Source organism: Roseovarius arcticus (assembly GCF_006125015.1).
In the GTDB taxonomy this organism is placed as follows: domain Bacteria; phylum Pseudomonadota; class Alphaproteobacteria; order Rhodobacterales; family Rhodobacteraceae; genus Roseovarius; species Roseovarius arcticus.
This window is the reverse complement of sequence record NZ_SZZN01000001.1, coordinates 2,031,787-2,046,591: the sequence shown is the minus strand read 5'-3', so window position 1 is coordinate 2,046,591 and position 14,805 is coordinate 2,031,787. Positions and strand designations below refer to the sequence as shown.

Genomic DNA, 14,805 nt, shown 5'->3' with positions numbered 1-14,805 from the left:
ATATAATGTCTCGTATCGGTAAAATCCCTGTGTCCCTGCCTGATGGTGTCACTGCGTCGCTCAGCGGCCAGACGCTTGAAGTCAAAGGCCCCAAGGCAACCAAGAGCTTTACCGCGACGGATGACGTGACGCTGACCATCGACGATGGCAAGATCACGATCACTCCGCGTGGCAAGTCCAAGCGCGCGCGCCAGCAGTGGGGTATGACCCGCACTGTTGTCGCCAACGTCGTTCACGGCACCAATGCAACGTTCAAGAAAGAGCTTGAAATTCGCGGCGTTGGTTACCGGGCACAGCTTCAGGGCACTACCCTGAAACTGAACCTCGGCCTGTCGCATGACGTCGATTTTCAAGTTCCGGAAGGTGTGACTGTTACTGTTCCCAAGCCCACTGAGATTACGGTTGAGGGTACGGACAAGCAGCTCGTCGGTCAGGTCGCAGCGAATATTCGCGACTGGCGTCCACCAGAGCCCTACAAGGGCAAAGGTATTCGCTACAAAGATGAGTACGTCTTCCAGAAAGAAGGCAAGAAGAAGTAAGGAACGGGTAGATGGCAAACAGCAAAAGACAACTGTTTCAGAAACGCCGCCTGCGCGTTCGGAACAAACTTCGCAAAGTGAATGTAGGGCGCATGCGCCTCAGCGTTCATCGCAGCAACAAGAATATCAGCGTTCAGCTGATCGACGATGTAAATGGCGTGACGCTGGCATCGGCCTCGACCTTGGAAAAGGATCTGGGCATGGTCGGCAAGTGCAACATGGAAGCGGCCACCAAAGTGGGCGCCACCATTGCCGAGCGCGCCAAGAAAGCCGGCATCGAAACCGCTTATTTCGACCGTGGCGGATTTCTGTACCACGGCAAGGTTAAGGCCTTGGCCGACGCCGCCCGCGAAGGCGGTCTGAAGATCTAAAGACAGCGTAGGCGGCCCCTGATCCGGGGCCGTCTCGATGATCCGGGGGCGGCTTGCTCACTTGGATTGATACATTTGGCGCGAGCGCGCCGCACTTGAAAGGACATGCCGCATGGCAAGAGATGACAACCGTGGGGGAGGCCGCCGCAATCAGCGCGACGAGACACCCGAATTCGCCGATCGCCTGGTCGCGATCAACCGCGTTTCCAAGACCGTCAAGGGCGGCAAGCGCTTCGGCTTTGCCGCACTGGTCGTTGTAGGCGACCAAAAAGGCCGCGTCGGCTTTGGCAAAGGTAAGGCCAAGGAGGTCCCTGAGGCCATCCGCAAAGCCACCGAAGCTGCAAAACGTGGCATGATCCGCGTACCGCTGCGCGAGGGCCGCACCCTGCACCACGACATGGAAGGTCGCCATGGCGCCGGCAAAATCGTTATGCGGACTGCCCCACAGGGTACTGGCATCATCGCCGGTGGCCCGATGCGCGCCGTGTTCGAGATGCTGGGTATTCAGGACGTTGTCGCCAAGTCGAACGGCAGCCAGAACCCCTACAACATGATCCGTGCAACCATGAACGGCCTGACCAAAGAGTCGAGCCCACGCATGGTCGCGCAGCGCCGTGGCAAGAAGGTCGCCGATATCATGACGACTGAACACGCGCCCAAGATGAAGGGCGAACAAGCGCCCGTCGCGCAGGAGGGTTAAAACATGGCCAAAACAATCGTCATCAAGCAGGTGGGTAGCCCCATCCGCCGCCCCGCAGAGCAACGCGCGACGCTGGTCGGCCTCGGCCTGAACAAAATGCACCGCGTGCGCGAACTGGAGGACACGCCTAGTGTCCGCGGTATGATCAACAAGATCTCGCATATGGTAGAGATCTTGGAAGAGAAGGGCTGAGGGCAACCTTGGTCTTGAGATAGAAGCGCCCCGGCCAGCAATGGCCGGGGCGTCTTGCGTTTCAGTGGCAGTGCAGCGGCTTGGACCCGGCGTGGCAGCATTTTCCGGGGGGCGAGTTCTTGCGGCATCCGCCGCTATGGGCTGTGACTTGATCGCGCAATCCATCTATCAGCGCAATTCCATTGGAGCCTGCGGACAGCGGTACGGTCGACGCTCCGACGAGCGTGCAAACGAGAGTAAATTTCTTAATCATGAATATTCGCCTGATTGTTATATCACGCCACCTTGTTAACGAAGGTTAACGCAGTCAAGCTTCATCCAAGCCGCTTAGCCAAAGAGGGATTGGAGCCATGATTGTAAAAACGCTTGAAGAGACGCTGACGACGGCTGATCACGTCGTCGGTGATGGTTTTGAAAGCCGCCGGATCCTGCTCGCCCGCGACGGGCTGGGATACTCATTCCATGACACGCTGGTAAAGGCGGGCAGTACGCAGCGGTTAGAGTACAAAAACCATGTAGAGGCGAATTATTGCATCGAAGGTGACGGCGAGGTCGAGGAGATTGCCACAGGCAAAACTTGGCCGCTGCGACCTGGAACGATGTATGTGCTGGACCGCCATGACGCGCATGTTATTCGGGCCCGGACTGATCTGCGCCTCCTTTGCGTGTTTACCCCCGCGCTCACGGGGGCAGAGACACATGACAAGGATGGCAGTTACAGCGCACCGGGTTAAGCGCCCGGCGCCCCTCCATAAATGCCGCCCTTGCAACGCTGAACCCCGCCCGCTATACGCCCCCATGTCAGCACTTGTGCCGACTCGAAAACCCACGCAAGCCGCGTTCGGCCGCTCCCGTCGCTGGGGGTCGCATCCGGCATAAGGAGAAGCGACATGAAACTGCATGAACTGCGCGATAATGATGGCGCAACAAAACGGCGCAAGCGCGTTGGCCGTGGCCCGGGTTCGGGCATGGGCAAGACCGCTGGCCGTGGTATCAAAGGTCAGAAATCCCGTTCGGGTGTGGCAATCAAAGGCTTTGAGGGCGGCCAGATGCCGCTCTATCAGCGTCTGCCCAAGCGCGGCTTTACCAAGCCGAACCGCAAGGAATACGCAGTCGTCAATCTGGGCCTGATCCAGAAATTCATCGACGCTGGCAAGCTGGACGGCAAGGTTGCGATCACCGAAGATGCGCTGGTCGCATCGGGTCTGGTGCGCCGCAAGCTGGACGGTGTTCGCGTTCTGAGCAAGGGCGACATCACCGGCAAAATCACGCTGGAAGTCACAGGCGCGTCAAAGTCTGCCGTCGAGGCAGTCGAGAAGGCGGGTGGCTCGCTCAAGGTCACAAGTGCGCAGGCGGCCGAATAAAAGGTTGTGAGCGGCTACCTCGCCGCTTACATACTTCCTAGTTTTCAAAACTGCGCCGCTGGGCCGCTGGAAAACAGCAGTCGGCGGCGTTTGTCATTCCGAAAGTGAGCCGAATGGTATCTGCAGCAGAACAAATGGCGTCCAACACCAGCTGGGCAGCGCTCGGCAAGGCCACAGATCTTCGCAAGCGCATCGTCTTTACGCTGATGCTGCTGGTGGTGTACCGCCTCGGCACATGGATCCCGGTCCCCGGCATCGACGGAGTTGAGCTGCGCGAGTTCATGTCAAATGCAGGCGCCAGTATCGGCGGCATGCTCAGCATGTTTACCGGTGGCGCACTGGGGCGGATGGGCGTCTTTGCCCTTGGCATTATGCCCTACATTAGCGCCTCGATTATCATCCAGCTGCTCACCGCCATGGTTCCTGCGTTGGAACAGTTGAAGAAAGAAGGCGAGTCCGGCCGGAAAAAGATCAACCAATATACGCGCTATGGCACTGTGTTTCTGGCGACGCTGCAATCCTACGGCCTTGCCGTTAGTCTGCAATCGGGCGATCTGGTTACTAATCCCGGTGGTTTCTTTATCGTTTCGTGCATGATCACGCTGATCGGTGGCACAATGTTCCTGATGTGGCTGGGCGAGCAGATTACCGCGCGCGGCATCGGCAACGGTATCTCGCTCATCATCTTTGTTGGAATCATTGCCGAGGTTCCCGCGGCTCTGGCGCAGTTCTTTGCCAGCGGGCGGTCGGGGGCAATCAGCCCTGCGGTCATCATCGGCGTTATCGTCATGGTCATCGCCATCATCGCCTTCGTGGTGTTCATGGAGCGGTCGCTTCGCAAGGTGCATATCCAGTATCCGCGCCGCCAAGTGGGGATGAAGGTTTATGACGGCGGCTCGTCGCACCTGCCGATCAAGGTGAACCCGGCGGGCGTGATCCCCGCGATCTTTGCCTCGTCATTGCTGCTGCTGCCTACCACGATCGCCGCGTTTTCAGGCGGGCAGGGGTCCGGCGCTGTGATGTCGACTATCCTCGCGTATTTTGGCCCCGGCCAGCCGCTTTACCTGCTGTTCTTTACCGGCATGATCGTTTTCTTTGCTTATTTCTACACCTACAACGTGTCGTTCAAGCCTGATGAGGTCGCCGAAAACCTCAAGAACCAGAACGGTTTTGTCCCCGGCATCCGGCCGGGCAAGCGGACGGCGGAATATCTGGAATACGTTGTCAGCCGTGTGCTGGTCCTCGGCTCTGGCTATCTCGCTTTGGTCTGCCTTTTGCCCGAAATTCTGCGCGCACAATTCGCGATACCCTTTTATTTTGGCGGCACATCGGTTCTTATCGTTGTGTCGGTCACGATGGATACGATCCAGCAGGTGCAATCTCACCTCCTGGCGCATCAATACGAGGGCTTGATCGAAAAATCGCAGCTGGGCGGCAAAGGTAAGCGTCGCGCCCGCCGCAAGGGTACAGGACGGAAATAAATGAACATCATTCTTCTCGGACCGCCGGGCGCGGGCAAGGGCACTCAGGCGCATCATCTGGTTGATGAGCGTGGTATGATCCAGCTGAGCACCGGCGACATGCTGCGCGAGGCCAAGGCCTCTGGCACCGAGATGGGCAAGCGCGTGGCCGCAGTCATGGCGCGCGGCGATCTGGTGACGGACGACATTGTGATCGGCCTGATCCGCGAGAAGCTAGAAGGCGACAAGGGCGGGGGATTCATCTTTGATGGCTTCCCGCGCACGCTGCCGCAGGCCGACGCGTTAGGCCAGCTGCTGGCCGATTGCGGCGAGAGGCTGGATGCTGTGATCGAAATGCAGGTCGATGACGATGCGTTGGTCGACCGCATTACCGCGCGCTCTACCTGTGCGGGTTGTGGTGCGGTCTATAATGACAATACCAAGCCTGTTCCGGCGGATGGCGTCTGCACCAATTGCGGCGAGCCGCACGAGTTTATTCGCCGCGCGGATGACAACGAGCAGGCGCTGCGCAACCGTCTTATGGAATACTACAAAAAGACGTCTCCGCTGATCGGTTATTACTATGCCAAGGGCATGCTAAGCAGCGTGAACGGGCTGGGTGCGATCGAGGATGTGCGCGATAGTATTGCGGGCGTCCTAGACGCCTGATTGGCGGCTCCGCCGGGCAACTAGGGACGGCGGCATGCCAAAGTTTCGCTGCCGCCCTTGACGCCCCCGGTAATTCCCCCTAACCAGCACCATCCCGTAAGGGACCCTGATTCATATGGGCCAGTCCCATACCGAATCGATTACCTGAATTCAGCTGCGGTCCGGGTGCTATTTGCCTCGGGCCTGCGTTGTGAAAAAAGGGCCCGGCATTACGGACCCGCAACGAAAAGGAATACGCACGTGGCACGCATCGCCGGCGTCAATATCCCGACGCATAAACGGGTACCCATCGCCCTCACCTACGTTACCGGAATCGGTCACTCGACCGCGAAAACCATTTGCGAGGCAGTCGGCATCGACGCCACCCGCCGCGTGAATGAGTTGAGCGATACCGAAGCGGTTGCCCTGCGTGAGTATATCGACGCCAACCTGACCGTCGAGGGCGATCTGCGCCGCGAGACGCAGATGAATATCAAGCGTCTGATGGATCTGGGCTGCTATCGCGGCCTGCGCCACCGCCGGGGCCTGCCGGTTCGCGGCCAGCGCACCCATACCAATGCCCGCACCCGCAAAGGCCCCGCAAAGGCCATTGCCGGCAAGAAGAAATAAGGGAGGGCATTTGATATGGCACGCGATACCAAACGCACGAAGAAGAAGGTTTCCAAGAACATCGCCACCGGCGTTGCGCATGTAAACTCGTCCTTCAACAACACCAAGATCCTGATCTCTGACGTTCAAGGCAACGCGATTGCATGGTCTTCGGCTGGCAGCTGCGGCTTTAAGGGCTCGCGCAAGTCGACGCCTTATGCTGCTCAGCTTGCTGCAGAAGACGCAGGCAAGAAGGCTCAGGATCACGGCATGCGCACCCTCGAAGTCGAAGTGCAGGGCCCCGGTTCGGGCCGTGAAAGCGCGCTGCGCGCCTTGGCTGCCGTTGGCTTTAACATTACGTCCATTCGCGACGTGACACCGATGGCGCATAACGGCTGCCGTCCGCCTAAGCGCCGCCGCGTCTAAGACCGCTATGTAAAGTGGGGCTGCGCATGTCCGCGCGGCCCCATTTTCCGTCATTTTAAACCTCGGGCGTTCTGGCCGTCGGACATGCGGACAGAACTGGTATGGAGGGACACATGATCCACAAAAATTGGGCTGAATTGATTAAGCCAACACAGCTGGACGTTAAGCCGGGCAATGACCCAACGCGTCAGGCCACAGTCATCGCCGAACCGCTGGAGCGCGGTTTCGGTCTGACGCTGGGCAACGCGCTGCGGCGTGTGCTGCTGTCGTCGCTACAAGGTGCCGCGATCACATCCGTGCAAATCGACAACGTGCTGCACGAATTCTCAAGCGTTGCGGGCGTTCGCGAGGATGTCACCGACATCATCCTGAACCTCAAAGGCGTCGCCATCCGTATGGAAGTCGAAGGCCCCAAGCGTCTGTCGATCAGCGCAAAAGGCCCCGGCGTTGTCACTGCTGGTGACATCTCGGACAGCGCAGGCATCGAGGTTCTGAACCGCGAGCATGTGATCTGCCACCTCGACGATGGTGCAGACCTGTTCATGGAGCTGACTGTCGGCACCGGCAAAGGCTACGTCGCCGCAGACAAGAACAAGCCCGAGGACGCGCCGATTGGCATGATCCCCGTGGACGCGATCTATAGCCCCATCCGCCGTGTCAGCTATGACGTGCAGCCCACCCGTGAGGGCCAGGTGCTGGACTATGACAAGCTGACGATGAAAATCGAAACCGACGGCTCGATCACACCCGATGATGCCGTGGCTTATGCTGCGCGTATTCTGCAGGACCAGCTGAGCATCTTCGTCAATTTTGATGAGCCTGAGTCTGCTGGCCGTCAGGACGACGACGATGGGCTGGAATTCAACCCGCTCCTGCTCAAGAAAGTCGACGAGCTGGAACTGTCGGTACGTTCGGCAAACTGCCTCAAGAACGACAACATCGTTTATATTGGCGATCTGATCCAGAAGACCGAGGCAGAGATGCTTCGCACGCCGAACTTCGGTCGCAAGTCCTTGAACGAGATCAAGGAAGTGCTGTCGGGAATGGGCTTGCATCTGGGTATGGACGTCGAGGACTGGCCGCCCGACAACATCGAGGATCTGGCGAAGAAGTTCGAAGACGCCTTTTAAGAATTTGCAGGTCGGGCCTATCGCCCGGCCTGCTTATACGACCGGGGTTTCGGCCCCCAAGGAGAGTGGCCTGACACGCATCACGCCGCCGGACAAAGCAAAATAAGTTTAGGAGTTAGACAATGCGTCACGCAAGAGGATACCGCCGCCTGAACCGCACCCATGAGCACCGCAAGGCGCTGTGGGCGAACATGGCCGGCTCGCTCATCGAACATGAGCAAATTAAAACAACACTGCCAAAAGCCAAAGAACTGCGCCGCATCATCGACAAGATGATCACGCTGGGCAAGCGCGGCGATCTGCACGCCCGCCGCCAGGCTGCGGCACAGCTGAAGCAGGACCAGTATGTCACTAAATTGTTCGACATTCTGGGTCCGCGCTATAAGGACCGCCAAGGTGGCTACGTCCGCGTTCTGAAAGCTGGCTTTCGGTATGGCGACATGGCACCGATGGCGATAATCGAATTTGTTGACCGTGATCCCGCTGCCAAGGGCAAGGCCGACAAAGAGCGCGTCGCTGCCGAAATGGCGGACATCGAAGAAGAATAAAGACCGCCCGCACGGGCTGTTTGCTGAAACCCCTGCCACATCCGGCGGGGGTTTTTGCGTTTGAGGGCAGAGCGCCGGCAAACTTGCAATTGCACGCATGGGCGCGCATATCGCCAAGGTGTGGATTCCCCCCGGAGGCTCAGATGCTGAAACCCGTTGCCATCGCCCTGATCATGCTCGCCGCGCCCGCGTTGGCCGATATGCAGGTGCCGCAGGATCGCACTGAAATTCAGATGGGCTTTGTTCCTGTGGTAAAAGCGGTGACACCAGCGGTGGTCAATATCTACGCCCGCCGTGTGATAGAAGGGCGCACCAGTCCGTTTGCGAATGACCCGTTCTTTGGCCAGCTTTTCCAGAATTTTGGTGCAGAGCGCCCTCGCGTGGAAAACTCGCTTGGATCGGGCGTGATCCTCGGCGGGGATGGCATCATTGTATCGAATTACCACGTTGTAGGGCAGGCGACCGACATTCGCGTCGTGCTAAATGACAGACGCGAGTACGACGCGAGTGTGTTGCTCGCCGATGAGGAAAGCGATCTGGCAATCCTTAAGCTGGAGAATGCGAATAACCTGCCCGCGCTGGCCCTGCGCAGCAGTGATACCGTCGAGGTAGGCGAATTGGTGCTGGCCGTGGGCAACCCCTTTGGCGTGGGGCAGACCGTAAGCAGTGGCATCGTATCGGGCCTCGCGCGGTCCGGCGCTGCAACGGGTAATACTAGGGGCTATTTCATCCAGACCGATGCGCCAATCAACCCCGGCAATTCAGGCGGGGCGCTGGTCGATACCGCAGGACAGTTGATTGGGATCAATACGTCTATCCTTAGCCGGTCGGGCGGCTCAAACGGCATTGGCTTTGCCATCCCTGCCACGCTGGTGGAGCAGTTCGTCGCGCAGGCCCGCGCGGGCGAGACGGCGTTCCAGCGCCCTTGGGCAGGCGTCAGCGGCCAGCCAGTGACGTACGACATGGCCGAGGGGCTAGGACTGCCGCGAGCGGGCGGAATCATCTTGTCGGACATGCACTCAGCCAGCCCCTTTGGCGTAGCGGGACTGGCGCCGGGTGACGTCATCCTCGCAGTCGACAGCCAAGAGGTGAATGGCCCCGCCGAGATGATCTACCGCATGAGCATCGCAGGTCTGGGGGCGGACGTGCTAGTGACGGTGCTGCAGGATGGCGAGACGCGCGAGATTACCGTGCCCATGCAGCGCGCGCCTGATGTACCGCCGCGCGACACGCAGGTCACTGGTCCCCGCGCCGCCGTGCCGGGTGTGACGCTGAGTACGATTAATCCTGCCGTGATGGCCGAATATGATCTGCCACTCACCGCCTCTGGCGTGCTGGTCGAGGACCCGGGCGACATTGGCGCGCGGGCCGGGCTGCGTCCGGGCGATATCCTACTGGGCATTGATGGCGCGGTCGTTACCGACAGCGCCGGTGCCAGCGCGGCACTGGAAGCAGCGACCCGGCGCCTCAGTTTGGATATTCAGCGCGGGCAGCGGCGGCTGACCATGCGGTTCAGGCTGTAGCCATGGCCGATCTGTTCGATAGCGGCGATCCTGCCCCCAAAACCCAAGCAGAGGGCCATCGCCCGCTCGCCGACCGCTTGCGACCTAAATCCTTAGGCGACGTAATCGGGCAGGAACAGGTGCTGGGCGATGAGGCACCATTGGGCGTGATGCTGGCCGCGGGCAGCCTTGGTAGCTTGATCTTCTGGGGGCCGCCCGGCGTGGGTAAGACGACGATCGCGCGGCTGCTGGCAGATGAAACAGACCTGCATTTCGTCCAAATCAGCGCGATTTTCTCTGGCGTGGCGGACCTCAAGAAAGTGTTTCAGGAGGCGCGCCACCGCCGCCAGAACGGGCAGGGGACGCTGCTGTTTGTCGACGAAATACACCGCTTCAACAAGGCTCAGCAGGATGGGTTTCTACCCTACATGGAGGATGGCACGATCCTTCTGGTCGGCGCCACCACCGAAAACCCCAGTTTTGAGCTGAACGCCGCTTTGCTAAGCCGCAGCCAAGTGCTTGTGCTGACACGGTTGGTGCTGTCGGACCTTGAGCGCCTTGCCCAGCGGGCCGAGCGTGAGATGGACCGCGCCTTGCCGTTGGACGGCCCCGCCCGCGAGGCGCTGCTGGAAATGGCGGATGGCGACGGGCGCGCCCTGCTGAACCTGATCGAGCAGATCGCCGCTTGGAAAGTAGAGGGCAAGAAGCTGGGTGTTGATGGCCTGTCCACCCGGTTGATGCGCCGCGCCGCGAAATACGACAAATCGGGCGATGAGCATTACAACCTGATCTCGGCCCTGCATAAATCCGTGCGTGGGTCTGATCCTGACGCCGCACTTTATTGGCTGGCGCGGATGCTGACCGGGGGCGAGGACCCTCGATATCTGGCCCGGCGCATCACACGCATGGCGGTCGAGGATATCGGGCTGGCCGACACGCATGCGCACCGCGTTTGTCTGGACGCGTGGGAGACGTATGAGAGGCTGGGCAGTCCAGAGGGCGAATTGGCGCTGGGGCAGGCCGTGACGTATCTGGCGCTGGCACCAAAATCGAACGCGGGCTATTCGGCGTTCAAGGCCGCCATGCGCGAGGCGAAAAAGACCGGCTCCGAGCCGCCGCCCAAGCATATCCTGAACGCTCCGACCAAGCTGATGAAGGATGAGGGGTATGGCGCGGGCTATGCCTATGATCACGATGCAGAAGATGGATTTTCCGGCCAGAACTACTTTCCCGAGACGATGAAACGCCCCGTCCTCTACCAACCGGTCGAGCGCGGATTCGAGCGTGAGTTAAAGAAGCGGTTGGATTATTTTGCCAAGCTGCGCGCAAAGCGGAATTGAAATCTGACCAGACTAAAACGGCATAGTCGCAAGATTTTGATACCGCATACGCGTAGTTTAGCCGTAGATTGAGATACTAATGGGTGAGTCTCTTACCTTCGTAGGCCATGTCAACATTGAAAATAAAGAGTTTTTTGGATTGTAGGGTAGCCGCGCAGCATGACCTATGTTCTAATACGCGAATGTCGCAATCGAGCAAAATTTTTGCAGATCGCCTTTCCATGGCCTCTCACTCTGTGCGGGTCGCAGGTTTGGACAGCGCCCATTAGGGCGCCTGATTGCACGAAATTCACTTAACAAAGTTTACGGGAGGTCTCCGCATGACCAAGATAACGAACACAGAAATGATGACACGTCTGGGCGCTGCCGCCAAAGACGGGAGCATCTCGCGCCGCTCGTTCATGAACTATTCGATTGCTGCGGGCGCTACCGCCTCTGCCGCGACTGGTCTCTGGACGACCAAGGCGAACGCGGCCCCGCAAAAGGGCGGCACATTTCGTTTTGGTATCCACGACGGCAACTCGTCAGATACGCACGATCCCGGCACGTATGTCAGCCGCCAGCAGATCTATCTGGCGCACCAATACCGTAGCTATCTGACGCTGATCAATCCGGACGGCAGCCTCGGCAACGATCTGGCCACGGGTTGGGAGCCTAATGACGACGCCTCTGTCTGGACGTTCGAGATCAATCCGAACGCCAGCTTTCATAGCGGCAAGGCTGTAACGGCGCAGGATGTCGTTGATTCGCTAAACTTCCACCGCGGCGAGAATTCATCGTCGGCGGCCAAAACGCTGCTGACGTCGGTGACCGATATCCGCGCGGACGGCGATTTTACCGTCGTAGTGGAGTTGTCGGGCGGCAACGCCGACGTGCCATGGCTGATGACCGATTATCACTTCGCGATTTGCCCCAGCAATGGGGACGGCACCATTGACTGGCAGTCGGGCGACGGGTCCGGCCCCTACAAGATCGACAGCGGCGAGTGGGGTGTGCAATTCCGCCTGTCACGCCATGAGGGCTGGCATTTGGAAGGCGCTTATTTCGACGATCTGGTGATGCTGGTCCTGAACGATCCAAACGCGCGCCAAACCGCGCTGGTGACAGGCGATGTAGACGCGGTGTCGCTGGTCGATCTCAAGACGAAGTCGCTACTGGCACGCGACACAAGCATCCAAATTCTGTCGGTCCCCTCTGCGGCCGCGATTACGATGCCGATGTTCTGCGACACTGCGCCATTCAACGACGTTGATGTGCGCAACGCGCTTAAGCTGTCGATGGACCGCGACGAGATCATCAGCAAGATCGCGTTTGGCGAGGCTACAATGGGCAATGACTTCCACCACAGCCCGGCGATGCCCTATTACCCCGAAGGCATTGATCAGCGTAGCTATGACCCCGATCAGGCCAAATCTCTGCTTAAAAAGGCAGGCGCCGAGGGTCTGAAAGTAAGCCTCAGTACTGCCGATTCGGTGTTTTCTGGAGCCGTCGATATGTGCGTTCTCTATGCCGAGCAGGCCAAGGCCGCGGGTATCAGCGTGAATGTCGTCCGTGAAGCGAACGATGGTTACTACTCGGATGTTTGGCTGAAAAAGCCGTTCACAGCAGTGAGCTGGGGCGCGCGTCCCACGCCAGACGTCATGTATAGCCTAGCCTATGCGTCAGATGCCGCTTGGAACGAGTCGCACTGGCAGAACGAGGAGTTCAACGAGCTGCTGGTCAAGGCTAAGGCCGAGCTGGACGATGAGCTGCGCTCCGAAATGTATCGCGATATGGCTATATTGGCGAAGGACGATGGCGGGACGATCATCCCGTTCTTCAACAACTTCGTTTATGCCGTGCGGAACAATGTGCAGGTCGGCGAAGACCTGGCTCCCAGTTGGGAGTTGGACGGCGCGCGAGGCCCCAGCCGCTGGTGGTTCGCCGCATAAAACGCACCCAAGAGATGAGCAAGATTGGGTCCGGCACTGCGCCGGACCCAAAGTGGTGCCGGGCGGCAGACGTTCCCCCCAGCGCCGCGCAACAAAAGCCAAACTTTGCGCATAAATGTGTGGATGCAGGCTATCATTCGTGTTTTGCTATCAATGCGTCGCTTTCAGGCCCCCCGAGGTCGGGCGTTACGCCAACACTGTATAGGCGCCGTACGGAGAGATGCGAGCGCGCAAAATCAGATAGAAATATCTTAATGATATCGACTCTCAGGGAGAAGAAATGACAGATTCGAAAAACCAGCAGATGCTGGATCGCTTGGCCGACGCTGCACGCGAGGGGCGCGTTTCGCGCCGCTCGTTCATGAATTATTCGATGGCTGCGGGCGTTACCGCCAGCGCCGCTACGGGCCTCTGGGCCACCGCCGCCAAGGCGGAACCCCAGCGCGGCGGCACGTTCCGCATCGCGCAGCATGACGGCAACTCGGGCGATACGCATGATCCGGGCATCTACGAATCCAACGCCGAGATCCTGCTGGCACACACGTTCCGCGCGTTCCTCACGCAGATCAACACCGACGGCACATTGGGCGCGGACGTTGCGACCGAATGGTCCGCGACACCCGATGCGTCCGAGTGGACGTTCAAGCTGAACCCCAAGGCGACGTTTCATTCAGGCGGAAAAGTGACGGCAGAAGACGTCGTCGCTTCGATGAATTTCCACCGCGGCGAGGACACCACTTCGGCGGCCAAGGCGCTGCTGGGCTCTGTCACTGATATCGTCGCAGACGACGAAAACACCGTGACGTTCAAGCTGGACGCCGGCAATGCCGACCTGCCGTGGCTGATGACTGACTACCATCTGGTCATTCTGCCCCGCAACGAGGATGGCACCGCCAACTGGCAATCCGGCGACGGCTGCGGCCCCTACGTTCTGGACAGCTGGGAGCCGGGCGTAAACGCCTCACTCAGCCGCTTTGATGGCTGGCATGGTGAGGGCGCATATTTTGACGCGATTCAGGTTACTTTCATCAACGACCCGAACGCGCGCCAGACGGCACTTGTGACCGGCGACGCTGACGCGACCAGCCTGCTGGAAAACAAAACGATGGGCCTGCTAGAGCGTCAGCCCGACGTTACGGTCATCAACATTCCATCGGCGCAGGCGATCACGATGCCGATGTTCTGCGACACTGCCCCTTTCGACAATGTCGACGTCCGTAAGGCGCTGAAACTCTCGATGGATCGTAACGAGCTGGTCGAGAAGATCTCCTTTGGTGCGGCCACGGTCGGCAACGATTTCCACCACTCGCCTGCCATGCCCTACTATCCCAAAGACATCGAGCAGACCGAGTATGACCCCGATCAGGCCAAGTCGCTGTTGAAAAAGGCCGGTGCGGAAAACCTATCGGTCAGTTTCAGCGTGGCGGATTCGATTACGGCAGGCGCCGTCGATCTGGCAATCCTCTACGCAGAGCAGGCCAAGGCGGCAGGCATCGACATCAAAGTGCTGCGCGAGCCGAGCGATGGCTACTATTCGGACGTCTGGCTGAAGAAACCGTGGTGCATGGTCGTCTGGGGCGCACGCCCCACACCCGACGTGATGTATTCGCTGGCGTACAAGGACGACGCGGCCTGGAACGAATCGCACTGGCAGAACGAAGAGTTCAACAAGCTGCTCCTGCAAGCCAAGGCTGAGCTGGACGACACCCTGCGCGCGGAAATGTACCGTGACATGGCGATTTTGGCCAAAGATGACGGTGGCACGATCATTCCGTTCTTCCCGAACTTTGTCTACGGCATCCGCACCAATGTAGGCACCACGGGTGAGTATGCGGCCAGCTGGCACATGGACGGCTACCGCGCCGCCAGCCGCTGGTGGTTCAAGAGCTGATCGAGGCAAAATCAGGTCCGGCGCAGTAGCGCCGGGCCTTCGTTTCCCCTTGCCGCACCTGCGGTGAACTATGGGTTAAAACAGTGGCATGCAGGTTCCTGAGTGGGCATCATGTGGGCAAGTATCTGTTAAATTGCGCCGCGCCATGCTAGCG

At 59.2% G+C, this 14,805-nt stretch carries 17 protein-coding genes; 16 read left to right on the top strand and 1 reads right to left on the bottom strand.

The genetic code is table 11. From position 1 onward, the window contains the following. The first annotated feature begins 5 nt into the window (after positions 1–5). From rplF to rpmD, 4 genes are all read left to right on the top strand, one after another. Positions 6–539, top strand: a complete 534-nt coding sequence (gene rplF, locus MK6180000_RS09670; RefSeq protein ID WP_138934543.1) for a 50S ribosomal protein L6 — start codon at positions 6–8, stop codon at positions 537–539. Positions 540–550: 11 nt separating this feature from the next. Then, positions 551–910: a 50S ribosomal protein L18 gene (gene rplR, locus MK6180000_RS09665; RefSeq protein WP_138934542.1), complete on the top strand. Its 360-nt coding sequence runs from the start codon at positions 551–553 to the stop codon at positions 908–910. A 112-nt stretch (positions 911–1,022) separates the two neighbouring features. After that, positions 1,023–1,610: a 30S ribosomal protein S5 gene (gene rpsE / locus MK6180000_RS09660; protein ID WP_138934541.1), complete on the top strand. Its 588-nt coding sequence runs from the start codon at positions 1,023–1,025 to the stop codon at positions 1,608–1,610. A gap of 3 nt (positions 1,611–1,613) precedes the next feature. Then, positions 1,614–1,802, top strand: coding sequence for a 50S ribosomal protein L30 (rpmD, locus tag MK6180000_RS09655; protein ID WP_138934540.1), 189 nt, complete (start codon positions 1,614–1,616; stop codon positions 1,800–1,802). 61 nt (positions 1,803–1,863) lie between these two features. On the opposite strand, the gene MK6180000_RS09650 is transcribed toward rpmD, so the two are convergent. Beyond that, complete coding sequence (locus tag MK6180000_RS09650; protein WP_138934539.1) at positions 1,864–2,055, bottom strand: hypothetical protein; 192 nt, start codon at positions 2,053–2,055, stop codon at positions 1,864–1,866. A 97-nt stretch (positions 2,056–2,152) separates the two neighbouring features. Here MK6180000_RS09650 and MK6180000_RS09645 point away from each other — a divergent pair, with 97 nt between their 5' ends. From MK6180000_RS09645 to MK6180000_RS09590, 12 genes are all read left to right on the top strand, one after another. Next, positions 2,153–2,536 (top strand): ectoine synthase, encoded by a 384-nt coding sequence (locus MK6180000_RS09645; protein ID WP_138934538.1) that lies wholly within the window; start codon positions 2,153–2,155, stop codon positions 2,534–2,536. 156 nt (positions 2,537–2,692) lie between these two features. After that, positions 2,693–3,166: a 50S ribosomal protein L15 gene (gene rplO / locus MK6180000_RS09640; RefSeq protein ID WP_138934537.1), complete on the top strand. Its 474-nt coding sequence runs from the start codon at positions 2,693–2,695 to the stop codon at positions 3,164–3,166. Between the two features lie 113 nt (positions 3,167–3,279). Next, complete coding sequence (secY, locus tag MK6180000_RS09635) at positions 3,280–4,647, top strand: preprotein translocase subunit SecY (RefSeq protein WP_138934536.1); 1,368 nt, start codon at positions 3,280–3,282, stop codon at positions 4,645–4,647. Beyond that, entirely contained in the window at positions 4,648–5,295 is a 648-nt protein-coding gene (locus tag MK6180000_RS09630) for an adenylate kinase (RefSeq protein ID WP_138934535.1), read from the top strand. Positions 5,296–5,535: 240 nt separating this feature from the next. Beyond that, entirely contained in the window at positions 5,536–5,904 is a 369-nt protein-coding gene (gene rpsM, locus MK6180000_RS09625; protein ID WP_138934534.1) for a 30S ribosomal protein S13, read from the top strand. A 15-nt stretch (positions 5,905–5,919) separates the two neighbouring features. Then, entirely contained in the window at positions 5,920–6,309 is a 390-nt protein-coding gene (rpsK, locus tag MK6180000_RS09620; RefSeq protein ID WP_138934533.1) for a 30S ribosomal protein S11, read from the top strand. A gap of 113 nt (positions 6,310–6,422) precedes the next feature. After that, on the top strand, positions 6,423–7,439 hold the full coding sequence (locus MK6180000_RS09615; RefSeq protein ID WP_138934532.1) for a DNA-directed RNA polymerase subunit alpha: 1,017 nt from the start codon (positions 6,423–6,425) through the stop codon (positions 7,437–7,439). A gap of 122 nt (positions 7,440–7,561) precedes the next feature. Next, positions 7,562–7,987: a 50S ribosomal protein L17 gene (gene rplQ / locus MK6180000_RS09610; protein ID WP_138934531.1), complete on the top strand. Its 426-nt coding sequence runs from the start codon at positions 7,562–7,564 to the stop codon at positions 7,985–7,987. Between the two features lie 143 nt (positions 7,988–8,130). Beyond that, on the top strand, positions 8,131–9,510 hold the full coding sequence (locus MK6180000_RS09605) for a trypsin-like peptidase domain-containing protein (protein WP_138934530.1): 1,380 nt from the start codon (positions 8,131–8,133) through the stop codon (positions 9,508–9,510). Between the two features lie 2 nt (positions 9,511–9,512). Next, a complete protein-coding gene (locus MK6180000_RS09600) occupies positions 9,513–10,829 on the top strand; it encodes a replication-associated recombination protein A (RefSeq protein WP_138934529.1) in 1,317 nt (438 codons plus the stop codon). Positions 10,830–11,149: 320 nt separating this feature from the next. Beyond that, on the top strand, positions 11,150–12,760 hold the full coding sequence (locus tag MK6180000_RS09595) for an ABC transporter substrate-binding protein (RefSeq protein WP_138934528.1): 1,611 nt from the start codon (positions 11,150–11,152) through the stop codon (positions 12,758–12,760). Between the two features lie 280 nt (positions 12,761–13,040). Next, positions 13,041–14,651, top strand: a complete 1,611-nt coding sequence (locus tag MK6180000_RS09590) for an ABC transporter substrate-binding protein (protein WP_138934527.1) — start codon at positions 13,041–13,043, stop codon at positions 14,649–14,651. The last annotated feature ends 154 nt before the right edge of the window (positions 14,652–14,805 follow it).